This window comes from Trichocoleus sp. FACHB-6 (assembly GCF_014695815.1).
In the GTDB taxonomy this organism is placed as follows: domain Bacteria; phylum Cyanobacteriota; class Cyanobacteriia; order Cyanobacteriales; family FACHB-T130; genus Funiculus; species Funiculus sociatus.
The window spans coordinates 58,910-84,239 of the sequence record NZ_JACJOY010000021.1; the positions used below are offsets into that span (position 1 = coordinate 58,910).

At 46.3% G+C, this 25,330-nt stretch carries 21 protein-coding genes and 1 pseudogene; 14 read left to right on the plus strand and 8 right to left on the minus strand.

All coding sequences use genetic code 11. From position 1 onward, the window contains the following. Nucleotides 1–6 precede the first annotated feature (6 nt). Both lpxD and H6F66_RS03895 read left to right on the plus strand, forming a co-directional pair. Nucleotides 7–1,050, plus strand: a complete 1,044-nt coding sequence (gene lpxD / locus H6F66_RS03890) for a UDP-3-O-(3-hydroxymyristoyl)glucosamine N-acyltransferase (protein WP_190418398.1) — start codon at nt 7–9, stop codon at nt 1,048–1,050. Between the two features lie 167 nt (nt 1,051–1,217). Continuing rightward, complete coding sequence (locus H6F66_RS03895) at nt 1,218–1,517, plus strand: WGxxGxxG family protein (protein WP_190418400.1); 300 nt, start codon at nt 1,218–1,220, stop codon at nt 1,515–1,517. A gap of 140 nt (nt 1,518–1,657) precedes the next feature. Here the strand turns inward: H6F66_RS03895 and H6F66_RS03900 are convergent, their stop codons facing one another. Further along, complete coding sequence (locus H6F66_RS03900; RefSeq protein WP_190418402.1) at nt 1,658–2,209, minus strand: peroxiredoxin; 552 nt, start codon at nt 2,207–2,209, stop codon at nt 1,658–1,660. 212 nt (nt 2,210–2,421) lie between these two features. Then, nucleotides 2,422–3,504 carry a DUF3474 domain-containing protein gene (locus tag H6F66_RS03905; protein WP_190418404.1) on the minus strand — a complete coding sequence of 361 codons (1,083 nt, stop codon included), beginning with the start codon at nt 3,502–3,504 and terminating at the stop codon, nt 2,422–2,424. Between the two features lie 162 nt (nt 3,505–3,666). On the opposite strand from H6F66_RS03905, the gene H6F66_RS28720 reads away from it, so the two are divergent. From H6F66_RS28720 to H6F66_RS03915, 3 genes and pseudogenes are all read left to right on the plus strand, one after another. Next, nucleotides 3,667–3,801, plus strand: coding sequence for a hypothetical protein (locus tag H6F66_RS28720; RefSeq protein ID WP_277873878.1), 135 nt, complete (start codon nt 3,667–3,669; stop codon nt 3,799–3,801). A gap of 88 nt (nt 3,802–3,889) precedes the next feature. Beyond that, entirely contained in the window at nt 3,890–4,246 is a 357-nt protein-coding gene (locus H6F66_RS03910; RefSeq protein WP_190418406.1) for a hypothetical protein, read from the plus strand. A 67-nt stretch (nt 4,247–4,313) separates the two neighbouring features. Beyond that, a pseudogene (locus tag H6F66_RS03915) lies at nt 4,314–4,864 on the plus strand (spore photoproduct lyase family protein); the annotation flags it as partial. Between the two features lie 300 nt (nt 4,865–5,164). Here H6F66_RS03915 and H6F66_RS03920 read toward each other — a convergent pair. Continuing rightward, nucleotides 5,165–5,728 (minus strand): Uma2 family endonuclease, encoded by a 564-nt coding sequence (locus H6F66_RS03920; protein ID WP_190418408.1) that lies wholly within the window; start codon nt 5,726–5,728, stop codon nt 5,165–5,167. Between the two features lie 147 nt (nt 5,729–5,875). Here H6F66_RS03920 and fusA point away from each other — a divergent pair, with 147 nt between their 5' ends. Further along, nucleotides 5,876–7,945, plus strand: a complete 2,070-nt coding sequence (gene fusA, locus H6F66_RS03925; protein WP_190418410.1) for an elongation factor G — start codon at nt 5,876–5,878, stop codon at nt 7,943–7,945. A 190-nt stretch (nt 7,946–8,135) separates the two neighbouring features. Here fusA and clpB read toward each other — a convergent pair whose 3' ends face one another. Then, nucleotides 8,136–10,757, minus strand: a complete 2,622-nt coding sequence (clpB, locus tag H6F66_RS03930; protein WP_190418412.1) for an ATP-dependent chaperone ClpB — start codon at nt 10,755–10,757, stop codon at nt 8,136–8,138. A 690-nt stretch (nt 10,758–11,447) separates the two neighbouring features. On the opposite strand from clpB, the gene H6F66_RS03935 reads away from it, so the two are divergent. Continuing rightward, the gene (locus H6F66_RS03935) at nt 11,448–11,927 is read left to right on the plus strand and encodes a pentapeptide repeat-containing protein (RefSeq protein WP_190418414.1); all 480 of its coding nucleotides are present in this window, start codon (nt 11,448–11,450) and stop codon (nt 11,925–11,927) included. A gap of 364 nt (nt 11,928–12,291) precedes the next feature. On the opposite strand, the gene H6F66_RS03940 is transcribed toward H6F66_RS03935, so the two are convergent. After that, nucleotides 12,292–12,918, minus strand: coding sequence for a D-Ala-D-Ala carboxypeptidase family metallohydrolase (locus H6F66_RS03940; protein WP_190418416.1), 627 nt, complete (start codon nt 12,916–12,918; stop codon nt 12,292–12,294). A gap of 264 nt (nt 12,919–13,182) precedes the next feature. On the opposite strand from H6F66_RS03940, the gene lepB reads away from it, so the two are divergent. Together lepB and H6F66_RS03950 are read left to right on the plus strand one after the other, a co-directional pair. Further along, nucleotides 13,183–13,737: a signal peptidase I gene (gene lepB / locus H6F66_RS03945; RefSeq protein ID WP_190418487.1), complete on the plus strand. Its 555-nt coding sequence runs from the start codon at nt 13,183–13,185 to the stop codon at nt 13,735–13,737. A 103-nt stretch (nt 13,738–13,840) separates the two neighbouring features. Next, entirely contained in the window at nt 13,841–14,587 is a 747-nt protein-coding gene (locus H6F66_RS03950; protein ID WP_190418418.1) for a Uma2 family endonuclease, read from the plus strand. A gap of 53 nt (nt 14,588–14,640) precedes the next feature. On the opposite strand, the gene H6F66_RS03955 is transcribed toward H6F66_RS03950, so the two are convergent. Both H6F66_RS03955 and H6F66_RS03960 read right to left on the minus strand, forming a co-directional pair. Then, nucleotides 14,641–14,904, minus strand: coding sequence for a hypothetical protein (locus H6F66_RS03955; RefSeq protein ID WP_190418419.1), 264 nt, complete (start codon nt 14,902–14,904; stop codon nt 14,641–14,643). A gap of 403 nt (nt 14,905–15,307) precedes the next feature. Continuing rightward, nucleotides 15,308–16,081: an HAD family hydrolase gene (locus H6F66_RS03960; protein WP_190418421.1), complete on the minus strand. Its 774-nt coding sequence runs from the start codon at nt 16,079–16,081 to the stop codon at nt 15,308–15,310. Between the two features lie 25 nt (nt 16,082–16,106). On the opposite strand from H6F66_RS03960, the gene H6F66_RS03965 reads away from it, so the two are divergent. From H6F66_RS03965 to fghA, 3 genes are all read left to right on the plus strand, one after another. After that, the gene (locus H6F66_RS03965; protein WP_242019136.1) at nt 16,107–17,840 is read left to right on the plus strand and encodes a D-Ala-D-Ala carboxypeptidase family metallohydrolase; all 1,734 of its coding nucleotides are present in this window, start codon (nt 16,107–16,109) and stop codon (nt 17,838–17,840) included. Nucleotides 17,841–17,932: 92 nt separating this feature from the next. Beyond that, the gene (locus H6F66_RS03970; protein WP_190418423.1) at nt 17,933–18,739 is read left to right on the plus strand and encodes a hypothetical protein; all 807 of its coding nucleotides are present in this window, start codon (nt 17,933–17,935) and stop codon (nt 18,737–18,739) included. 418 nt (nt 18,740–19,157) lie between these two features. Next, nucleotides 19,158–20,006, plus strand: coding sequence for an S-formylglutathione hydrolase (gene fghA, locus H6F66_RS03975; RefSeq protein WP_190418426.1), 849 nt, complete (start codon nt 19,158–19,160; stop codon nt 20,004–20,006). 305 nt (nt 20,007–20,311) lie between these two features. Here the strand turns inward: fghA and H6F66_RS03980 are convergent, their stop codons facing one another. Further along, nucleotides 20,312–20,659, minus strand: a complete 348-nt coding sequence (locus H6F66_RS03980; protein ID WP_190418428.1) for a hypothetical protein — start codon at nt 20,657–20,659, stop codon at nt 20,312–20,314. 92 nt (nt 20,660–20,751) lie between these two features. Between H6F66_RS03980 and H6F66_RS03985 the strand changes: the two genes are divergently transcribed. Both H6F66_RS03985 and H6F66_RS03990 read left to right on the plus strand, forming a co-directional pair. Next, a complete protein-coding gene (locus H6F66_RS03985) occupies nt 20,752–21,048 on the plus strand; it encodes a helix-turn-helix transcriptional regulator (protein WP_190418430.1) in 297 nt (98 codons plus the stop codon). 7 nt (nt 21,049–21,055) lie between these two features. After that, entirely contained in the window at nt 21,056–25,228 is a 4,173-nt protein-coding gene (locus H6F66_RS03990) for an ATP-binding protein (protein WP_190418432.1), read from the plus strand. The last annotated feature ends 102 nt before the right edge of the window (nt 25,229–25,330 follow it).

The window sequence follows — 25,330 nt, forward strand, 5'->3', positions numbered from 1 at the left end:
GCCACAATGCTCAAATTCAGCGAAATCGTCCAAAAACTCAATGCCACCAACACCAGCCTCACATCCCACAGCGATCGCGATCCAGAAATCACCGGAATAGCCGCAGTCGATGAGGCACAACCAGGCACTCTCAGTTACATCGAAGGGGGAAAATTTGCCGCTTTCGTAGAAAAAACTTCAGCCAGCGCCTTAATTTTACCCAAGGATGAAAAATTACAACAGCAAGCCAGCGATCGCAATATTGCCTGGATAGCTGCATCCGATCCGCGATTGGTATTTGCAGGCGCGATCGCACTCTTCTACAAACCCTTTCGCCCCGCCCCCGAAATCCATCCTACAGCGATAATTCATCCCGACGCAGAAATTGGCAAAGACGTTTACATCGGCGGCCATGCCGTAATTCAAGCCGGGGCGAAAATTGGCGATGGGGTAGTAATTCATCCCAACGTTGTAATTTACCCACAAGTGGAAATAGGCGATCGCACCGTCTTACACGCCAACTGTAGCATCCACGAACGCACCCGCATCGGCGCAGATTGCGTGATTCATAGCGGTGCAGTTATTGGTGCCGAAGGCTTCGGTTTTGTCCCCACGGCGACAGGTTGGTTCAAAATGGAGCAGTCTGGCTACACCGTGCTAGAGAATGGTGTCGAAGTTGGCTGCAACAGCACCATTGACCGCCCTGCTGTAGGGGAAACTCGCATAGCACAAAATACGAAAATTGACAACTTGGTACATATCGGTCACGGCTGCAAAGTGGGGTCTAACTGCGCGATCGCTGGACAAGCGGGGATGGCAGGCGGCGTAACAGTGGGAAATCGGGTGTTGCTGGCAGGACAGGTGGGGATAGCGAATCAAGCGCATATTGGAGATGGCGCGATCGCTACCGCCAAAGCAGGCATCCACAACAACATCGAACCTGGAGCCATTGTTACAGGTACCCCAGCCATTCCCCACAAAGTATTTCTCAAAGCAGCAGCTATTTACCACCGCCTTCCAGAGATGTATCAAACTCTCAAGCAGCTACAGCGCTTGGCGGAAAAGAAATAATTGCTAATAAGCATATACTACTAAAGCTGTAGAGTGACATATACTCTAACGACTTTTTCTATATCTTGGGCAGGAACAAAGAGGCGGTTTAGTTTCCAGCTACAGATGGAGTTAATTGGAGGTGTGCGATCGCTATTCTTAGTAGTAAGAGAAGAGGAGATTAACACATGAAATTTTCAAACGTTTCCAAATTTGTTAGTGCTAGTGCGATCGCAGCCAGCGTAGCCGTTCTGCCCCTAGCCCTACCTGCCGTTGCCCAGACAGGCGATACAACAACTGGCGATACTACTACTACTACTGCCCCCACTACAGGCGTTTACGACACCCAGGAAGATAACAATTTTGATTGGGGTTGGTTAGGTCTACTAGGCTTACTAGGTTTGGGTGGTCTTGCAGGTCGCAAGAACAGCGAACCAGCCCGTTACCGTGACCCCGAAGAAGTTGGTTCTACAACCTATCGTCGTTAAGGAAAAAAAGCGATTTCTTTTGGGTTATTGAGTGATTAAAACTTGGTTTTAGATTAATAGGTTGCTGGTGAACTTGAAGGTTTACCAGCAATTTTGTTATTTGCTAATAGCCATTTCGTTTATTGCCATTAGCCATTAGTTTATGTTGTTTGCAATTCATCCAGGCGAGACAACACCTCAGTACTGTGAATCGCTGGGTTTACTCCCGTAAAAGTCTCCCGCAGCATTCCCTGTGGATCGACAATGAAAGTATGACGCATTGAGACAAAGCCAATCCAAGACCCGTAAGCTTTACTTACTTTGCCATCGATATCAGCTAAAAGCGGAAATTTTAACTTTTCAGAATCGCAGAATTTGGCGTGGGAATCCACAGAATCCGCACTCACACCAATGATTTGAGTATTTTTGTCCAGGTATTTCGGCAAATCCTGCTGAAATCGGCGGGCTTCCAGAGTGCAACCAGAGGTGAAGTCTTTCGGGTAAAAGTAGAGAACCACCCACTTACCCCGGTAGTCCGACAAAGAGAGTTCGCGATCGCCGTTGTTGGTTGGCAGGGTAAACTCTGGAGCAGGTTGATTTACAGAGGGCAGCTTGCCGCCTAGTGCAGATGCAGATGGTGAGATGTTAAACCAGGCAATTAAGGCTAAACAACTGGCTAGTAAAACATTCACAAAGGTGCGACGGGAAATCATAGTGAAAACTAAGGACTTTATTTAACATAAGTTTACAATTTTCCACCACCTCTCTATAAAAAGGCAATATCTCAATAGTGTTTTCTCCTCCCCCTCAGATGCCCGAAATGCCTACGATTCAGGTGCCTGGGACAAAATAGACTTTCAGGCATAAAAAAAGGAGGCTCTTCGCCTCCTGCAATACGTTCAGAGTCTCTGACTAGGAACGAGAATTAATTTTGCTTCATTAATTCCTTTTTGGATTTGTAGTAAACTACCGCGCCTGTATCCGGCACAAAATGGCAGGAAGGATAGGAACGCAGGAAGGCTTGGAAGACAGACACGCTGGATTTTCGGTAGTAATCCCCCAAAATTGGTTTAAGCGCCTCAGTTGCCGTTTTCAGATTGTAGTGAGGAATGTTTAAAAACAGGTGATGAGCGACATGGGTGCCGATATTGTGGTGAATCTCATTGATAAACCCGTAATCGTGGTCAATTGTGGACAAGGCACCTTTGAGAAAATACCAGTCTTTGCCACGATACCAGGGGATATCCGGGTCGCTGTGGTGTAAAAATGTCACAAAATCAAGCCAGGTTATAAAAACCACGTATGGCCCCAAATAGTATTTTACCAGCCACATCCAACCCCACTGATAGGTCAGCAAACCCAGCAAACCTACCATCAATGTCCAGAGAGTGGTGCTAGTAATTACATCCCATTTTTCTGAGGGTTTAAACAGAGGGCTATCGGGGGAAAAGTGGGAGCCTTGCTTACCTGGAGAACGCTTAAACAGATACAGGGGATAGGCAAGCAGTAAGGCATCGAAGCGGACAAATTTTTCAGCCCACCCCATCTCCTTATACTTGGTTTCCGTTACTGGATACCAGCTTTCATCAGTATCAATGTTGCCAGTATTCTGATGGTGAGTTCGGTGGCTGATGCGCCAAGCGTGATAGGGAACCAGTATGGGAGTATGAGCTATATGACCAATCAGATCGTTTAGCCATTTTTTCCTAGAAAAGGAACCGTGACCGCAGTCGTGTCCGACGACAAACAACGCCCAAAACATCGTTCCCTGCATCAGCCAGAATACGGGACAGAACCACCAGGAATCAAGGTAGCTGGCAACTGCATAAAGGATGCCAATTATAGATACATCCAGCAAAAAGTAGGAAAGCGATCGCCCAATAGATGGCATAAAGCAATCTGAGGGAATGGCAGCTTTCAATTGTTGCAGGGTGAAGGGGGGTTCTGTGTTACCAGAATATGACTCCTCTTCAAGAGGATTATTTAACTTTGCAAGATTCGATTGCACGTAGTTTCCAATTTAACCTGACTTGTAGACCAAAGTGCATTATTCTACAGCCATCCAATAGACGCAATAGCGATCATAAGTGCTGTTTAGTCAACAGTAGGCGGTTGTGTACTCCCAAAACAAAATTACCGAATTAATACGGTTGCTTATGTACTCTTTAATATGTTAAAGGAATTTGTATACGCGATCGCATTTTGCCGCCAATTTTCTAAGTCGGACTTGACAAGGTTACCCGTAGGGAATGATAGCGGTGTCAAATCGCTTGCGCGATCGCGCAGCGGATACTACTACATTTAAAGGGGTAGAACCCGCTCTAGTTATAGCTAATAGGTCTTTTAGCAGGAGTTTAAAATAGAAGTAAGGAACAAAATAAACATTCTTCTAAATGAAACTACAGTCAGCGGTCTTAGTCCATCTCGGATTTGGAAAGTACGTGCGCTCCGACCAGGTGACAGCAGTTATCCCAATTGAGGAAGAGCGTGGACCGGGGCGGCGAACCTTCGTTCATCTACAGGGGGAAGCTGACCCCATCGTTGCCTCACGAGCTGAAGATACCATTGTCCGTGACTTAGTACAAGAACCGCGTGAAGTCACCCAATCGCGTCAACAGCAAGAAATTCTCCAAGATTTATTGGTAGACCTAGGCAACGTTAACTCAACTGTGCGTCGCATTAGTCGCGATGAAGGCGGTCTGGATCTGGAACGGTTGGAACGGCGCATCCGCCAAGTTTTAGAGAATTAAGGTCATGGGTAAGGGGTAATTATGATTACCCCTTACTTAAGCTCCAAGTTGATAAATATCGAGAACCACGCGGACGAACGGATATCTGCGTTGGGTTTCTAAGTTCGATGCGCTGGATGAATTACTCGGCTTGCCGCACAGTGGTCACACTCGCTGTCGAATCAGTGTGAATGCCGATCCGGTGTCTTGTCGGTTCGAGGGCGGTACAGCGTCGGTAGCGTCCCGGCTGCAAGCTTTGCGGCAGTTAGCTTTACCTTGATCCTCTGGCGTGGCGGCTATCCAGTGGGTTTAGCGATCGCGCCGATTATGCCTATAGAGGATTGGGAGACACACTACACTCGTTTGTTTGACTCGATTAGCGAAGCACTCGATTTTGATTGTGACCTAACTTTCGAGTTGATTTCCCACCGCTTCACACTTGGATCAAAAGAGGTTTTGCAAACTTGGTATCCCCAATCAAAGTTGGACATGGACGAAGAAACACGCACTGTTAAGCGGAACAAGTTTGGCGGCACCAAGTATGTTTATGACACTGACACGATGAAGACGCTACGGCGCTTTTTTGAGAGTGAGATTACTAAGCGCTTTCCCCAAGGTCGCATTCTCTACTGGACTTAGGATTTCTAGCTAAATCTAATCTTATTCGCTGACCCAAATTACAGGTCAGCTTTTTTATATTTTGAGCGAATTTGCAATGGGGGAGAAGGCGATCGCTCTGGAGAGCTTATCCATCTGATTCCTTTTTTTCGGCGTCTACACACTTCGGTTTAGCCAATACTAACTAATCGCTTAGTGCGCGATCGCGCTGACTCACTTTATCTGGGACAAAGGAAAGGAAGCGAACTGACAAGTCAGCGCTTCGCTATCGCGCTAAGTTTTATTTCAAATTTTTCACCACTTCTTCCATCACTTCTAGTATCAAAAGAACTTAGACACCAAGCAACTAAAATTAGGCAAGAAAGGTGAACTTATTTCATCATTGCTAAACAATGTTGCTATTAATTGTAACGCTGAGTTACTACGGCGATAAACTTCAATTTTTTGCAAGCGCCAATCAACAATCCAGTATTCTTGTACTCCTCGCACCGAGTATAATTTAAGTTTAGCTTCTCTATCTCGGCGTTCATTTTGCACTCCCGAAGATAATACCTCTACAACTAACTCTGGTGCGCCTGTCAGGTGTCCTGAATCATCTACCAGAGCAGCTAATTTTTCCTTACTAATCCAAATCACATCCGGCTCTACATTATCAGCTTCCGTGAAAATAATGCCCGGATTAATAAACGCCTCCCCCAGTCCAGTGTCTTCTGACCAGTCTTGTAACTTTCGGTACATATTGCCACAAGTGCGTTGATGGCTCAAGTGGGGGGATCTAGACATAAACAACTCTCCATCAATAATCTCGTAGCGCGTACCGTTCTCTGGCAATAGTTCCAAATCTGCGGTAGTCCAGCGTACCCCTTGATTTACTGTTTGACTCATAAAAGCAATCCTTGTGAGTAGCTATATATTCTAGATTAGCTGCACTTCCCACACCCTTGACACTTGTGTAGTACATTTTGTAGTATTAATGTTGCCGCACAAGGCAAATGTCTTTTCATGGCTCTGGTAAGGCAGAGTATTTGTCCTATGATTCCCCGAACGCGCATCCGTAATATTGGAATTTCCGCTCACATCGATTCTGGCAAAACAACCCTCAGCGAGCGGATTCTGTACTACACGGGCAAAATTTACAAGATTGGCGAAGTTCGGGGAGGTAGCGATCGCGCGACGTTGGACTACATGGAGTTGGAGCAACAAAAAGGCATTACCATCACTTCAGCAGCGACAACTTGCGTATGGAATGATACGCAGATTAACCTGATTGATACTCCAGGACACGTAGACTTCACGATTGAAGTTGAACGTGCATTGCGGGTTCTCGATGGTGCGATTATGGTGCTGTGCGCGGTTGCTGGTGTGCAATCGCAATCGATTACCGTAGATAGGCAGATGAAGCGCTACCGAGTGCCACGTATTGCCTTCATTAATAAGATGGATCGGACGGGTGCAAATCCATTCCGAGTCGTGCGATCGCTGCGAGAAAAACTGGCTTTGAACCCGGTACTGCTTCAATATCCTATTAGCAGCGAAGATAAGTTTGAAGGCGTCATCGATTTGATTGAAATGACGGCAAACTATTTTGCTGGAGAAAAAGGCGAAATTCGCGTTATTGAGTCGATTCCCGAACACTTACGGGATGAGGCAAAAGAAGCACGAGAAAAGATGCTCGATCAACTCTCTATGTTCTCCGAACCGATGATGGAGATGCTACTTGAGAGCGAAGAAATTCCCAAAGAAATGATTTGGGAAACCCTGCGTCGGGCAACTTTAAGCTTGCAATTGACTCCAGTTTTGATGGGTTCCGCCTTCAAAAATAAGGGGGTTCAGAACTTATTAGATGCTGTTGCTCTTTACTTGCCGTCACCAGTGGATAGAGAGGTGGTGAAAGCGATCGCGATTTCGACCAATGAGCCGATTCATGTCTATCCAGACACAGAAGCAGCACTGGTCGCTTTGGCTTTCAAAATTGCCAAAGATGAGTACGGACAACTGACTTATACCCGCATCTATTCTGGGACGTTGCGCCAGGGACAGCGCATCTACAACACTCGCACCAATCAACGGGTGCTAGTGAGCCAAATTGTGCGGATGCACGCGAACAAACGCGAAGAGGTCGAAAGTGCTGTCGCTGGCGACATTGTAGCTCTGCTGGGTGTTGAGTGCGCTTCTGGCGATACGTTCTGCTCGGAGGGAACTAACCTTTCTTTAGAGGGAATATTTGTGCCAGAACCCGTGATGACGCTAGCGATCGCGCCCAAGAAACGGGAAGATGCCGATCAACTGTCAAAAGCGCTGAATCGCTTTACATGGGAAGATCCTACCTTCCGCGTCAGCATCGATCCGGAGTCCAAGGAAACCCTGATTTCGGGGATGGGCGAACTGCATCTAGAAATCTACATCGAACGCATGAAGCGAGAATACAACGCCGAAGTGAACGTCGGTGCGCCAGCAGTCGCTTACCGCGAAACCGTTACCCAGTCGGCAACCTTCGACTACAGGCTCAAGAAGCAAGGCGGCGGTCCCGGTCAGTATGCTCATGTTATCGGTCGGATTGAACCGGGGGAAGAACCGTTTGCGTTCGAGAATCGGGTGGTTGGGGGTGCGATTCCCAAAGAATTCATCCCCGCTTGCGAGAAAGGTTTCCGCGAAGCGATCGCAAGCGGACATCTCATCGGTTATCCGATGGTTGGCGTCAAAGCGATACTAGAAGCGGGTTCTTACCACGCGATTGACTCTTCGGAAATGGCGTTCCGAACTGCGGCGAGTCTTGCCCTCAAGCAAGCCTTTGCCAAAGCAACGCCAGTTATCCTCGAACCGATTATGCTCGTGGAAGTGGAGACACCGAACGAGTTTGTGGGGCGCGTGCAGGGCGATCTCTCGTCTCGTCGCGGCGTACTGCTGGGTTCTGAGACGATGGAAAACTATGCCGTCATCCGTGCGGAAGTGCCGTTCGTGGAGATGTTCGGTTATTCAGCACAGTTGCGATCGCTTTCTTCCGGTCAAGCTAACTTCTCAATGGAGTTCGTCTCCAACAAGCCGGTACCTGCCAACCTGCAACAGCAGCTGATGGAAAACGGCGCCCATCTGCGCGGCTAAAACCTTCATCTGAAAATAACACTAAGGAGTGTTCGCGTAGCAGCACTTTCTTTGCGGACTGAGGACTAAATTTTTAGTTCTCAGTCCTTTTCAGATTTATCGACGAGAGGCGGCGACCTGAAAGATGTGGGTTTTACCGCGTTTATTTGATAAAAAAATAGGGTGGGAAGAAACCCACCCTACCTAATACTTAATGTGCAGTTACTAACTCAGCTGGTAAGCGCTTGAAGGCAAGACGCTCATTTTCCACATCGACAAAGATGGTGTCACCATCGTTGAATTCGCCGCGCAGAATACCCTTGGCGATTTGGGTTTCCAGTTCCCTTTGAATGGCACGCTTTAAGGGACGTGCGCCGAAAACTGGGTCGTATCCAACTTCTGCCAAAAAGTCAAGAGAAGCTTCGGAGAGTTTGAGAGACATCTTGCGATCGCTTAACCGTTTTTCCAATCGCTTGACTTGGATTTGGACAATCTGCCGCAGTTCGGACTTCTGCAAGCCGTGGAAGATGATAATCTCGTCAATTCGGTTCAGGAACTCTGGACGGAAGCTAGTACGCATCGCCTCCATCACCCGGCTACGCATCTCATCGTAGTGGCTATCGTCACCAGCCAAATCTAAGATGAACTGCGAACCGATGTTGCTGGTCATGATGATGATACTATTCTTGAAGTCTACCGTGTGACCTTGAGAATCGGTAACGCGACCATCATCGAGAATTTGCAACATGATGTTGAAGACATCCGGGTGAGCTTTTTCGATTTCGTCGAACAGCACCACTGCGTAGGGACGACGACGGATAGATTCAGTTAATTGTCCGCCTTCGTCATAACCGACGTATCCGGGAGGCGCACCAATAAGCCTTGAAACGCTGTGCTTCTCCATGTATTCCGACATATCGATTCGCACCAAAGCTTCTTCAGTGTCGAATAGATATGCAGCGAGGGCTTTTCCGAGTTCCGTCTTGCCAACACCAGTGGGGCCAAGGAAAATAAAGCTAGCAGTCGGGCGATTTGGATCGGCAAGACCAGCACGCGATCGCTGAATCGCATCAGCTACAGCTGTCACCGCTTCATCCTGACCGATGACGCGCTTGTGCAGTTCGTCTTCCAACTGCAAGAGTTTTTCCTTCTCTGATTCCACTAACTTGCTGATCGGAATCCCAGTCCACTTAGAAATGATTTCAGCAATATCAGATTCAGTGACTTCTTCTCGAAGTAGCGATCGCCCACTATTTTGAGTTTGCGCTAGTTGCGTTTCCGTCTCTTCTAACTGACGTTGCAATTCGGTCAACTTGCCATATTTCAATTCAGCAGCTTTGTTAAGATCGTACTCTCTCTCAGCTTGTTGAATTTCAATATTCACCCGATCGATTTCTTCTTTGAAGGTTTTACGGCGTTCGAGAACATCTTTCTCAGCTTGCCATTGAGCATTCAGCGTCCGTTGTTTTTCCTCAAGATCGGCAAGTTCTTTATCCAACCTTTCCAGCCGTTCTCTAGAAGGTGCATCGCTTTCTTTTTGTAGCGACAAACGCTCCATTTTTAGCTGGATAATTTTGCGGTCGATTTCGTCAAGTTCCTCTGGTTTAGAGGTACTTTCCATCTTCAAGCGAGCGGCGGCTTCATCTACTAAGTCAATCGCTTTGTCTGGGAGGAAGCGATCGCTAATATATCTAGTAGACAAAGTAGCCGCAGCCACTAACGCACTATCAGAGATTTTCACGTTATGGTGCGTTTCGTAGCGATCTTTCAAACCCCGCAGAATGGAAACAGTATCTTCCACGCTGGGCTGATCGATATAAACTTGTTGGAAACGCCGTTCTAAAGCTGCATCTTTCTCGATGTACTTGCGGTATTCATCCAGAGTTGTCGCACCGATACAACGCAACTCACCTCTTGCTAACATTGGTTTGAGCAAGTTGCCAGCATCCATCGCCCCTTGAGTTGCACCAGCACCAACAACGGTGTGAATTTCATCTATAAATAGGATGAGTTGTCCTTTGGAATCGGTAACTTCCTTGAGAACAGCTTTCAAGCGTTCTTCAAATTCACCCCTATATTTGGCACCAGCAATCAAAGCACCCATATCGAGGGCGATAAGTTTGCGATCGCGCAACGACTCAGGAACATCACCGCTGACAATTCGCTGCGCCAAACCTTCAGCGATCGCAGTTTTACCTACCCCAGGTTCACCAATCAGCACCGGGTTATTCTTAGTGCGACGAGACAGAATTTGGATCGTGCGGCGAATCTCATCATCGCGCCCAATCACCGGATCTAACTTCCCTTCACGGGCGAATGCTGTCAAATCGCGCCCATATTTTTCCAAAGATTCATACTTGCCTTCTGGATTTTGGTCAGTCACTTTTTGGCTCCCGCGAACTTGGGCGATGATAGTTCTTAGCTTGTTTTCATCCAGTTTAAATTCTTGAAACAAAGCCTTACCAAAGCGATCGTCTTTGGGATAAGCCAGCATCAAGTGTTCGATAGAGATAAAGTCGTCTTCAAACTCTTTGCGAAAAGCTTCAGCCCTATCTAGCAAAGTATCAAGACTGCGCCCTACATAAACAGAGGTGCCGCTACCAGAAACCTTGGGCTGACGCTTAATAAAGTCTTCCGTGCGTTCTCTAAATCGCTGCACGTTCGCCCCAGCTTTGTTGAGAATGCTGGTGGCGAGTCCTTCTTGATCCAGCAGCGCTTTCATCAAGTGTTCGCTTTCCAGTTGTTGCTGCTGGGCAGATTTAACAATATCTGGGGTGCGGGTGATGGCTTCCCAAGCTTTTTCTGTAAATTGGTTCGGATTAGTTGGTTGCATGATAACTACTGCTTAACAGACCACTCCAGACACCCATAACACAGAAAAATCAGCATTACATCTGGCTTATGGCTGCCTCTATGGTCATTGTAAGTAGCCTTGTGCAATCCCAGGATCGGTATTTACGTATCCTCGGTTAGGTATTACCGTCCCAAAAGCGTCCCATCTTTAACAAATCCTTAACAAACTGCGATCTCCTTCATCAATCCTTTATATAATACTTTTAATCATTTGTTAACCTGAAGTTAATTAAGTATTTCTGATTAGCTAAATTACCAGTTTAAAGTTTAGCTCGATTCAGCACCAGCAACCGCCGTGCTGTAATTTCTCATGAAAAAAACAAAGAAAAATTCATTTGTTTTTCCAGGAATTTATCATCAAAAGTGCCAGGAAGATGAAACAACAGCAATTAAAGCTTGAACCAACCTCAATTAATTTAAATTGCTTTAAAAATTTACTACCAATATTGGTGTTAGCATATATACCCACTGTTGTTGTTTTAATTATAATTAAATTACAAAAGGTAAACCTAACTCTGATTGTGTAGTAACGGAAGTCATAGGAGTATTGTTAACTCTGATAGAAGCCATTGTAGGCAGCTATTAGCAAAGTGAGGCTACTCACCCTTTTCCCTCTGCGGTTCGTTCCCTCTAAATAGCGCCATAATAAAATTAGAATGCTATAAATACTATGAAACTCAAAACGCTAGTTGCCGCGCTATCAGTGCTGTGTTTAACAACACCCGTACAAGCTGCAAATCCGGGACACGTAGATCGTTTACTAAAAACCAAAGAATGTTTAGGTTGTGATCTCAGCGGTGCCGATTTAAGCGGCGCTGACTTGAGAGGCGCTAACCTGCAACGGGCAAACTTGACAAAAGCTAACTTGACAAAAGCAAATCTTGCTGGTGCTAATTTGTACGTAGCTAATTTAGATCGTGCCCAACTCAAGCAAGCTAACTTGCAAAATTCCTTTCTGAGATTTACTAACTTGCGCGGTGCTAATTTAGAAGGTGCTGACTTGCAACAGGCAGATATGAGATTTGCTAACTTAGCATACGCCAAGATGATAGATGCAAACTTGCTTGGTGTTAATCTGCAAAATGCTAATTTATACCTGGCCCAGCTAAGGGGAACTATACTGCAAGGTGTACTGGGAATTAATTACTAAAATTGAGAATTGAGAATTGGGAATTGGGAATTGGGATTAAAGTTAGTTAAAATTTACTAATTACTGGCTCCTCACCTCCTAATTTTTCACTCTCCCATTAACAATTAACTTTCCCAATTTTAAGATGTAGATTGTCGAATTGATTCCCGCTCTAAAGAGCACATTTGTTGATATAGCAGTCCTAAACGAGTTATGAAATATTTTTTCCTCTGTAGCGTTCTCGCCTGAAACTTGCTCTCCCGCCTGTCCTACAGTTTACAAATGAAATAGGACTGCTATAACTTTCCTACTATCTCGTAATAAAAGAGTTTTGAGTGTTAAGTTTGAATTGAAAGCTGTTTAAACTCATAACTCATAACTCTCCCTAACGGGGATATGGTGCTTGCCAGCGGCGGCGGGGGCCAATATCTAGATGAACCATGTAGGGTACATAAAGGTACGTACCTAAACCGCCCTCCCACCAATCCAACATCTGAGCCAGTTGAGGACCAGTATAGCCCTCCACCCAAAAATCAACAGCTCCTCCCATGACATACTCTTTTTTCGACGCTCCATTGAGCTTAAAACCAAAGGGTTGATGATGATACCAGCTGGTAATGCGGAAAGGCTTGCCAATTTGGTCTCTAATAACTTGTAGCTGCTCGGCTAGGGTGATAATATTTTGGACGATTTCTTTGTTTTCGGGGAGGTGGCGATCGCCATTAGGAATCGCTTCTGCCCAAGTAATATCGCCCCCTGGAATAATCGGATCGTCTAAACGAATTTTATCAGAGTAGCTTGCTAGATCAAGAATTTCACTAGTTTGTTTTTTCGGTAAGGCGATCGCTTCCGCGTGAATTTCTGGGGTGGGCCCACTTAGCAAAGCTTGGTGAAATTTCTCTAACTCCTCTGGGTGCTTATCGTGCAACCATTGTTCTAGCTCATCAATAGCTTGATTTTGATGATCTAAATTTTGATAAAACTTAAAGGCGTTCCTCAGTTTGAATTCCATATCGATCGATCCCTCCAGCGGGCAATTCCCTGATACCAGCCTACCGCGCTACCGTACCAGTATCTTCAGGTAAATGTGAAAATAGCGATCGCATTCCCAACCCACTTGTCTAGAGGCGCTATAGACATCGGCAATCTGCTTTACAACCCTTTACATTTCGCCAAATGGCACAATCACCTCAGCTTAGCGTCTTCAAGGCTTAGCGAAGTAAACTAAAGCAACACTATATCAAGGGAGGCAAAAGTGACAGATAAACATCAGCAGATGAAAGTTAACAATGTTTGGCTTGAGGGTTTTAAAACAGTTGGGCTAAGCCTAATTTTTGCCTTTGGGTTTCGCACTTTTGTTGCCGAAAGTCGCTATGTTGCTTCCGGCTCTATGTTGCCTACCCTGGAAGTTAACGATCGCGTGATGGCAGATAAGGTAAGTTATCATTTTGAAAATCCTCAGCGTGGCGACATTGTATTGTTTTCACCTACAAAAAAGCTACAGGAACAAAATTTCCACGATACATTTATTAAACGTGCGATCGGGTTGCCGGGGGAAAAGGTAGAAATTAAAGCCGGAAGAGTTTATATAAATGATAAACTTCTGCGGGAAAACTATATTGGAGATACTAAGGGGGAAGATTGGGGGCCTGTTATTGTACCGCCTAATTCTTATTTAGTATTGGGTGATAACCGCCAAGATAGTTATGATGGTCGCTACTGGGGTTTTGTACCACGCGATCGCATCATCGGGAAAGCATTTGTGCGCTTCTGGCCTTTCGACCGTTTGGGCAAATTGAAGCCAAATTTTACTAATACTTCTACTAGGTGAAATCAGACGCGATCGCTCTCGCAAGGAAACGCTTTATTGCCAGGCAGAAAACCCTGATTACTTTGCTAGAATTCAAGCAATCAGGATAAAAGAAAAGTTTTATATGGTACAGTACAATCCGTTGCAGTACCTTCCCACAGAGGAGGAGCTGCCCAACTCTGACAATACCCCTGTGGATAACGAATTCCAACTTTTGATTCCTCATCTGCTGCGCGTCATCCTATGTCTATTATGGGCAAACCGCACAGACTGGTTTTTTGGGATCAATATGGGAGTTTATTATGACCCCGAACAGCCAGCAATTGTACCGGATGGGTTCTTAAGTTTAGGAGTACCGCGACACAAGAGTAACCGAGGAAGACTCAGCTATTTAATTTGGCAAGAACAGGTTGTCCCCCAGTTTGTCTTAGAATATGTTTCCCAAACAAAAGGCGGGGAATATGACGACAAAATGACCAAATATGCCAGCATCGGGGCGCTGTATTACGTTATTTATAACCCGGACTACTGGCGGCGGGACAAGCACGATCCTTTTGAAGTCTATCGGTTAGAAAATGGGGTTTATATCCGACAGTTTGGCAACCCAGTATGGATACCAGAAATTGATTTAGGCATTGGGTACGAGTCGGGGACGCATCATGGTTGGACTCGTGATTGGCTGTACTGGTATGACCAGAACGGAAACCGCTTCCCTACGCCTGAGAATGTCATTGAACAGGAACGCCAACGTGCTGAAACTGAAAGCCAACGCGCTGAAAGTGAACACCAACGCGCTGAGAACGTTCAACAGCAGCTTGCAGAGTTAATGGCTAAGTTACAAGAACGGGGAATTAATCCCGATGAACTTTAGATAGCGCGATCGCGTTGCTACTCCATGACGAATGCGATCGCTCATTAACTCGATCACAACTCAAAGGGAATTGGGCGATATTTTTTTATGTTTTCATAATGTACGCTTTCTACTAAGTTGTGCCAGTTAAGTATGAAATCGTTGTGTTCTTCCTCTAAATTACAATCAAACTCAATTAGGATATTATGCGCTTCCTTCCCTATTTGAGATTTAGCATAACTTAATGTATTCCAAACATCACTAATTTTAATTATCTCCTCAACAGTTTTACCTTGATGACTAATTATTAGGAGTTCATAGGTTTTTCTATCTATCATTCTTGATCGATCGTTTTTCTTAATGCAGATGGTAGGACAGTGATAATTTATAATTTTACTTCAGCTTAAATTTCTGGCAACCCTAAACCAGTATATTTAGTAAGGTAATATCCTTCTGTAGCGTCCTATTTTAAAATACTGGTGTAGCCAGCCATTTGTAACAATCCAAAGTGTACTGCTCTTTTAATATATCGTATTCTTCTGGGGCAATCGAATTGGGAAAGTTATCATCAAACTGTTCCCATTAGGGACACTAAAATTATAAGCACAAACAGCTAACTACCAAAGTTAAAGGCGAACAAACGAAGCCTGGGTCGGCTGGCTTTTAAGGCAGAAAGGGCAGTTTTTGTACGCGAAAGTCCGAAAGTAATAGGAATGCAGACTACAAAAATTCTATCCCGCTCTACTTTAAAAGTAATTTCGCTAATTCACAAAATCCCTCGCCTTCGGCAAACTTGGTAATGTAAGCGGGTTTATGAGTTAACTGATTGGCATACTCTAAAACATTTGCCACGCCAACAGAAACGGGAAAATATTGAGGATTAAATAAACTTTCATCGTTGGGACTATCGCCAACTGTGACCACTTGTTCTGGTGGGTATTGAGGGAAGTGATGGGTTAATACTTGCAGCAACCCAGTTGCTTTATCTTGTTGCTTTGGTTTGATGTGACACTGTATGGAACTGTAGGTAAAACTCCAGCCCGATTCTTGACAAAATACGTTTATAGTTTGCAGATCATTGGGTGTCACTTCGCGATTATCAAATGTCCAATCGGTGATGCGAAAACGATTGTCACCAGATTCTTGAAGATGAGGAAATTTAGATTTGAGTTGGTCAAAAATATGATGAAGCTGTTGTCTGTGGGCGACAATATCGGGAATGGGGGTTAAAGTTACTGGGGTTTCGGTGCCAGATGGGTAGAATAAACCGCCGTTTTCTGCTAATGCACCCGCAATTGGCAATATCGCGCTTAAACCACTCATCCAGCCAGCGGAACGCCCGGTGACAATCAGCACGGGAATGCTGGCATCTGCTAAATTTTCTAAAGCTTGGAGTAAACTTGCGGTAAACTTGCCTTGGCTCGTCAAGGTGCCATCCATGTCGGTTGCAACTAGACGAACATTTTTCAAGTAATTCTTCATATTAGCTTGATGAAGCGGTAGGAAAGTGATCATAAAGTGGTTTTAGTGGGAAAAAAAAATGGCTATGCCAACACTGACACCAAACCAGCGCAATTACTACTATCTTTTAGAAGCGGAACGCACGGGCATCCACAAGCCGATTTTGGCAGCGCTTTATCAAGTACACTCTTCACCGTCGCTATCGGACACAGAAAAGGGGCTGGGCATCTCTCCGGCTAACCGGATTCCTTTGGAAGAGGTAGATTCTTTTCCGAAACAGGTGCAATATGCGGCTAATACTATTGGAAGTCTGTGCAACAGTTTAGTTGTTCAGGGGTGGAAAGGTGCCGAAATGTGGGATGTGGAAAAAGGTCGTTATAGCGATCGCTTCCTTCAATCTGTCGCTGCTGGTTATGTACCATCTGCCAGCGAACCCACGGCGGCGCTTTTGGAAGCAAGTAACGCTGATGCGCTACTGCAAGCTTACCTGAAAGACATGGCTATAGATTTTTCGGTGGCAGGCTTGCCGGAAAATCTTGCTTATCTGGATCAGGCGTTAGTAACTTTGGTGGAACGTGTTGCTGATTACTATATAGGCTTGTCTCAGCAACGGGATGCGGTGCTGGAAGCGGTGCGGATATGGCATCACTTGGATACCAGGGAAGATGCGATCGCAAAGCTTTCCGTAGCATCTTTGCAGAAGATACCCCCAACCCCCCAATTCATGGGAGGAGAAAAGCCCCCCAATTCATCGAGGGATCAAGCCTTAGCTGAAGACAACTTCGATGAATCTGCGCTAGATATTCCCCTGAAGCAATTTATCCAGCAAGTTGCCCAAAATTACTCTGGTTATCCGTATCAACGGGAAGCACTGCTGCGCCTAACTCAGCTGTGGCGACAACTCCAGTCGCGGGAAGATGCGATCGCATCTTTGAAAAACAACACCTCCGCCGAAACTGGAATCAAAATAATTGATTCTGCACTGATTGCCTTTGTGCAGTTTATCCCGCAGTATTATCAAGGAACGGGAACCCAGCGCCATGCCCTCACCGAGTTGTTGCGACTCTGGCGGAAATTAGACTCGCGTGCGGCGGCGCTGGCGGCTTTGGGCATCGATCCCCAAATGTTGGGTAGCAGTACCGCAGATCGCACTACCCTCTCTCATCTTGCCGTCCAGTTGGACAATGAATTACTAGAGTTTGTCCGCCGTTTGCCTATTGAATATAAAGAACTGGATTACCAACGGGAAGCTTTAATTCGTCTGGTTCAACTTTGGCGCAATGTGACTAGAGATCAAGCCATCCGTTCCCTGTTTGACGATCTCAAACGCATAGATAAGGCGCGGAAAGATTCCCCAGATTCCCCACCCAAACCAATGCCAATTATCTTTAAAGAGCGTCCCGAACACTGGACGCTAGAAAATATTCAGCTGTCGGCTGCGATTGTGCCGGATGGCAACTTTACCTGGGCAGAAGCTACCTCTGGAGGTATCTGGATGCCACCCAATCAAGAGACTTTAGATGCCATCGTCCGGATTGCTAAAATGGCACAGAAAGCACGCGATCGCATTGGACGGCCAATTTTAGTCGCCAGCTGGTATCGACCACCAGCCATTAATCGAGCGCTTGGTGGCGCATTATACAGCCGTCATATTGTTGGGGATGCAATAGACTTCACCTGCGAAGGGCTTTCTGGCGCTCAACTTTATTGGTTCCTCGACCCCTGGTGGTCTGGTGGCTTGGGCCGCTACACCCGATTTCCAAACCTATGCCATATTGATGCGCGATGTTACCGCACGCGGTGGCAAAACTAAATCAATAAAAATGGAAAATTAAATTATTTTTCATTTTTAACTTTTACTTTGGGCATCCTGATAATAGACATCAATTTCTAGCCGTAGCCTATATGTCCACTCCCATCATTTTTGTAGACTCTCTTTTAGCTCAAACCCCTGCTAAGAAGACTCAACTCCCAGCCAAAAAAACTCAAACCGCACAACAAGCAGCCGCAGCTGCTAACCCTCAACCACCGTCAATCTGGATGTTCACCACCGGAGGACTGGCTTTACTGCTAGTTGCTGGGGGAGTATTTGTCAAGATCAAATCTAATGAGATAGCAAAGAGAGCCAAGTTACAAGACTTTAAAATCAAAGACCTCCAGAAAAAGTTAAAGTTGGCGCTTGATTCTATTCATAGAATGGAAAGCAATCCTGACTTGGTTAACTCGCGGGAGTTTAACTTAGACTACCTGAGAATGCGAATGGAGGAGGAGGTGTTTCACTTTGCGGTCGTCAATCAAATTAAAGTTAAAGTTAAAGAACTAATCACCTTAGCTCTCCGTCCGACTCAAGCATCGCAAGCAGCGGTTGGAATTGCTAGTACGCAAGCTCGTCAAGTGGATGAAATCTTTGATGTTGCTTATGAGACGGGAGAAGGCACAAAGCGCTCTAAACGGGTGCTCTTCCGCATCCAAATTAAGTTAATGAAATTACCGACTCAGGCTACTTCTGCTACAATTAGCCAAATTATTGACTGTATCGAAACATTCCTCTCTCCAGCAGACGATCACGATACTTGGCAACCAACAATTCAGGGGCGCATTGTAAAACTAAATTGGGATCAGAAGGCAAAGCCAACACCTCTGTTGGTGCTAGAGCAATTAAGCGATGGGGTGAATGTGAGTTTTCGCACAAAGCGGGCTGCTGGTACTTAATTATCTTCGTTAAGAGGCTCAGCCTGGGAATGCTATTACTTAGGTACCTCATCTTTGGGGGAGACAGAGCAGCGATCGCTCTAGTTATTAATAGTAGGGAATAGTTAAGCGATGCAACCCAACAAAATTCTGATAAAGTTGGGTAACGCCCACCTCAACTATTTCCTACAATTAACTAAACATTTTATGATAGACGGGGTACTACAATTGTTCTTAACTAAACCGTATTGTGCTACATATGCAATAGTTTCTAATCCAAAATTGGATTAGCTCAGCTTGGTTATCGAGTGAGCCGCTCAAGACTTTAGTCTGGCGTTACAGAAACAAAGCCTGTATAATTAAGCCTGCCAACGCTACGGCTTCGTTTGCGGAGCATCGACCGCAACAGGAGTGTGGGCATACTATTGGATGAACCCTTATGTCAGCGTTTCCCAAACTGGTTTCTGAGCATCTTTGTTTTGGCGGTAAAATTGGTTTTTACCGCCATGTTTCTGATACTTGTAACGGCGAAATGCGATTTTCTGTCTATCAGCCACCGCAAGCAAAATCAGCACCAGTACCAGTTCTTTATTTCCTCTCAGGTTTGACTTGCACTGAAGAGAACTTTATGGGTAAGTCTGGCGCACAACAATTTGCTGCTAAGTACGGGATAATGCTCGTTGTACCAGATACCAGCCCTCGCAATAGGGGAATTGAAGGTGAAGATAAAGATTGGGATTTTGGTACTGGTGCGGGATTTTACGTTGATGCTACTCAGGAAAAGTGGCGATCGCATTATCAAATGTACAGCTATGTTGTCCGCGAATTACCTGCTCTAATTGCCGATAATTTCCCAGTACAACCTGAAAAAATGGGGATTTTCGGGCATTCGATGGGCGGACACGGAGCTTTAGTATGTGCTTTAAGAAACCCTGAGCTTTATAAATCGGTTTCAGCTTTTGCACCCATTGCCGCGCCGATGCGCTGTCCTTGGGGTCAGAAAGCTTTCAGTAACTACCTTGGCGCAGATAAGGAAAGCTGGCGCGACTACGATGCAAGCGAATTGGTACTGAGTGCCAAATTTAAACGTCCCATTCTCATCGACCAAGGCACAGCGGATCAGTTTCTCGCCGAACAACTGCTTCCAGAGGCGTTTGAAAAAGCGTGTGCAGAAGCGGGACAACCGCTAACTTTGCGCTACCAAGAAGGGTACAACCACAGTTACTATTTTATCGCCACTTTCATTGAAGATCACATCCGCCACCACGCGATCGCGCTGTGTAGCTAAATTTCTCCTTCCCAGTCCGCAGCCTGGGAACGAGGACAATTGGTTTTGAGGGAGTATTTTCATGTTTGCACGGAAAATTCTTCAGGATCGATTCCCCAATTCACCCAGCGAATTGCTTTTCTATAGCAATCCTCGCCAGAGTTGTGAGATACCAGCCCTTCAGATCCCGGACTTCTTACAGAAGTCCGGGATCTCTCCTTCACGAATCATTTAGGACTGCTATAGCAATCCTATTTAAGTTGTGAACGAGTATTCACCCTGGCGTAGGGACACGGCAGTGCCGTGTCCCTACAGGGGTTCACGAATCATTTAGGATTGCTATATAGTTGGTACGCTAGATACTGAAATTGTCTTGCCTTGTGGCTCATCAGTTGCTGCTCTAATTTCCATTTCAGCTCAAAGTCAAATAAATTTGCTAAAAATCTCCCTTTTCTATTTAGAATCGGGCTGTTCAAAGCTGCATAAGGGCTATCAAAAAAAATAATTTCAGGCTCTTTTTTGCGAATTACGGAGTAAGCAACTTTAACCGCTTCTTTAGCTTTTGAGCGATTAATTAGCCCTTTGGAGAAAACAATTGCTCTCCATTTTTCACGGATTACCGGAATCAGTGCTTCTTGTTCAGGAGTAAGACTTTTAAGCTTAGTCTTTGCCATATAACTCCACATTTATCTATAAGGGCAGAACATTGCTTTTTTCTACCTTATGATGGATAAGAACTATAATATTTGTTACGTATACCACTTTTATGGGCTTTCCTAAAAATGCAGCAGTCAACACCAAATCTGTGCTGGAGCAGCCTGAAGTTGGCAAATTAATTGATGAACTAGGGCAATTGACCAACTTGACTCAGGGGCAGCTTGCAGAGATACTGGGTGTTGCTTACGCGACTATCAATCGGTGGGAAAACGGGCATATTCAGCCTTCACCTCTGGCAATAAAACAGTTTCGCGCACTAATTGATCAACTCAGCGAGTCTTCTTCACAAACGCTTCGAGCCGGAATCCAACGGCTGCTAACGCAGCACTTCTCACACGAAGGATAGGCGTGTCATGGGTGAAGTCAGCACATTATCTGAGAATTTGTTTGTGGGTGGTGGCGAGATGGGTGCGTTGATGCGATCGCGCGATTGGTCGCAAACGCCCTTGGGGGCTGTCGAAACCTGGCCTCAAAGCTTACGCACCATTGTGCCTTTAGTCTTGAACTCCCGCTTCCCGATGGTCATTTGGTGGGGGAAAGAATTAGTATTGCTCTACAACGATGCTTGGCAACCCATCCTGGGGACTAAACACCCAAAGGCACTAGGACGACCCGGACAAGAAGTTTGGTTAGAAATTTGGGACATTATTGGGGTGCAGCTAGAGAGCGTACTGGAAACAGCACAGGCAACTTGGTCTGACGATATGCTGCTGCTAGTTGATCGCTACGGATACACCGAGGAAGCTTTTTTCACCTACTCCTACAGCCCAATTTTTCTAGAAACAGGCGAGGTGGGAGGGGCGTTTACGGCTGTGACTGAAACGACCCGACGAGTGATTGGTGAACGGCGGCTCAGAACGTTACGGGAACTCGCTGCTAGTACCGGAGAAGCCAAGTCCGTTGAGGAAACCTGTCGCATGGCCTGCGCCACCCTTGCGAACAATCCTTACGACATTTCCTTTGGTTTGCTGTACCTGGTCGAACAGGAGGGGCAACAAGCTCGGCTGGTGGAAACGGTCAGGATAGACGCTGGGACACCCGCGGGGCCCAAGCTCGTTGACTTGGCTACTGAAGGTGATTGCTGGAAGTTTGCACAGGTTAAGAAGACTGGGGATGCTGAGATTATTGATGAATTAATCACCCGGTTTGGGATGCTCTCTGGTGGAGCCTGGGATGAACCGTCGAAGCAGGCGATCGTCTTGCCGATCGCGATGGCGGGTCAAAAGCAGCTATTAGCAGGATTTCTAGTCCTTGGAATTAGCCCTAGACGTGCGTTTGATGATGAATACCGGAGCTTCTTTGACCTGGTAGCCAGCAATATTGCCACAGAGATCGCAAATGCCCAAGCCTATGAAGCAGAACGCAAACGCGCCGAAGCACTGGCAGAACTCGATCGCGCCAAAACCACCTTTTTTAGCAATGTTTCCCACGAATTTCGCACGCCGCTGACCTTAATGCTGTCGCCGTTGGAAGAGGTGATCGCGAATCTGGATGGAACCATTCCACCCCAAGAAAGCGAACAATTATTACTGGTGCAGCGGAACGGAATCCGGCTGCTCAAACTTGTCAATAGCTTGCTCGATTTTTCACGCATCGAAGCAGGTCGAGTCCAAGCAGCTTATGAACCTGTAGATTTGGCAACTTATACGGCGGAACTTGCCAGCACGTTTCGCTCGCTGATTGAACGAGCCGGAATGTCGCTGATTGTGGACTTTCCACCCTTACCCGAAGCGATTTATGTCGATCGCGGAATGTGGGAAAAAATCGTTCTCAATCTTTTATCAAATGCCTTTAAGTTTACATTATCTGGCTCAATTACCGTTCGATTGCAGTGGGTAGACTCTCACGTTAAATTATCGGTTGCGGATACAGGAGTCGGCATTCCGGCTGAAGAATTACCGCATTTATTTGAGCGATTTCATCGGGTCGAAAATTCTCAAGGACGGAGTTTTGAAGGCTCTGGCATCGGGCTGTCGCTGGTGCAAGAACTCGTCAAACTACATGGGGGAGCGATCGCGGTTTCTAGCACCTTCGGGCAGGGCAGTTGCTTTACGGTGACGATTCCCGCCGGAACTGCTCATCTGCCGCCAGAGCGCATTCGTGCCAGTTGCACGTTAGCATCAACGGCGTTAGGGGCAATACCCTATGTCGAAGAAGCTCAACGGTGGTTGCCAGAAGGCGATTTTAGATTGCCGATTGTGGATTTTGAATTAGACAATAATCCTACTAACTTAAATCTGGCACCAGCCAATCGGGCCGCTCAATCAAAAATCTTATTGGCAGATGATAACGCTGATATGCGCGATTATATTCGACGACTCCTGAGCGGTTCTTATACCGTTGAAACCGTCGCCGATGGCGTTGCCGCTTTGACTGCCATTGAGAACAATCCCCCTGATTTGGTATTAAGCGATGTGATGATGCCTTTTATGGATGGGTTTGAACTGCTGCGATCGCTTCGTTCTAATCCCATAACCCAAGACATTCCCATCATTCTCTTATCAGCCCGCGCCGGCGAAGAATCCCGCATTGAAGGACTTGCAGCTGGAGCCGACGACTATCTGATTAAACCGTTCTCGGCGCGTGAACTGCTGGCAAGGGTAGAAGCAAGTTTGAAGCTGGCACGGCTGCGGCAGGAAGCAACTGTGCGAGAGCGAACCATTCTGGGGCGCATAACCGATGCGTTTATGGCATTGGATCTCGACTTTCGCTTTACCTACGCAAACGTTGCCGCCCAACGAGTGACCCAAACTCCCTTAGAAGCAATGCTGGGTAAAACGCTTTGGGAATGTTTCCCAGGCACGGTTGGCGCTCAGTTTGAATTTCAGTATCGGCGATCGCTCAGTGAGCAGGTCGCGGTGGACTTTGAGGAGTATTATCCGCCGCTCGATCTGTGGGTAGAGGTTCACGTTTATCCTTCCCCAACTGGGCTATCTCTTTTCTTTCGGGATATCAACGATCGCAAACGTATTGAGGGTGCCTTACGCCAATCTGAGGAACGCTATCGAACGCTGTTTGAGTCGATCGATGAAGGCTTTTGCATCATTGAAGTGCTGTTTGATGCCAATGACACGCCGATCGACTACCGCTTCTTAGAAATCAATCCTGTCTTCGAGCAACAAACAGGACTTCAACAAGCAGTTGGTAAAACCGTGCGTCAGTTAGTTCCAAATTTTGAAGACCACTGGATTAAGATTTACGGACAAGTTGCCCTGACGGGTGAAGCCGTTCGTTTTGAGAATGCCTCCGAAGCACTGAACCGTTGGTTCGACGTTTATGCTTGCCGCACCGGGCAGCCAGAAGCTCGAAAAGTGGCGGTTGTGTTCAAAGATATTAGCGATCGCAAGCGCATCGAAGCTGAACGCGAACAACTCCTGCAACGCGAACAGACTGCACGAGAAGCCGCTGAACGTGCCAACCGCATTAAAGACGAGTTTCTGGCAGTGCTGTCTCATGAGTTGCGATCGCCGCTCAATCCGATTCTCGGCTGGTCGAAGCTGTTACAGCGAGGGAATCTGGACGCTACAAAAACGGCTACCGCCCTTGTCACGATCGAACGCAACGCCCGACTCCAGGCACAACTGATTGATGACCTGCTCGACATCTCCCGCATTCTGAGCGGCAAACTGAGTTTGAATGCGATGTCTGTTGACTTGAATATGGTGATCTCGGCCGCGTTAGAAACCGTTCGACTAGCCGCCGAAGCCAAGTCACTGCAAATTCAAACCACCTTTTCACCCTCCCAAGGAATAGTAATTGGCGATTCCGGGCGTTTGCAGCAAGTAATCTGGAATCTTTTATCCAATGCCGTGAAATTCACCCCTCAAGGCGGGCAAATTACCGTTAGGTTAACCCAAAGTGGAACTCATGCCCAGATTCAAGTCACCGATACTGGAAAAGGCATCAATCCTGACTTTCTACCTTATGTGTTTGAGCATTTTCGGCAAGAGGATGGAGCCACAACTCGTAAATTTGGGGGTTTGGGATTGGGACTGGCGATCGCGCGGCAAGTTGTCGAGATGCACGGTGGTACGGTTACAGTAGAAAGTCCAGGTATTGGGCTAGGTGCGACATTCACAGTTCAAATTCCCTTAGCACCTCGGTTAATTGAATCACCAACCTTAGATCCATCACCTATTAGAGATAGTGATTTGAGCGGTATTCACATCTTAGTCGTCGATGACGAAATGGACTCACGAGAATTTGTGGCTTTTGTTTTAGAACAAGCTGGTGCGATCGTTACCAGCGTTGCTTCTGGAATTAACGCACTACAAGCTTTCTCTCAATCCGTTCCTAACATCATCATCAGCGATATTGGAATGCCAGTGATGGATGGCTATATGCTGATGCGTCAAATTCGCGCACTTCCGGAGGGGAAAGAAATTCCTGCGATCGCTCTGACTGCCTATGCCGGAGAAGTCGATCGACAGCAAGCGGAAGCAGCAGGCTTTCAACGTCACGTTGCAAAACCCATTGAGCCAGAGGTCGTGGTGGCGATGGTCGTCGAATTACTATCATCAGTCTAAATTGGACAAAATGCTCGCGACCTTACTGTCAAATCTTGCCCCTTTGACTGCTGCCCGAAGAAGCTCCAATCAAAACTTTTATCTGTAGTAAATTGCAACTAG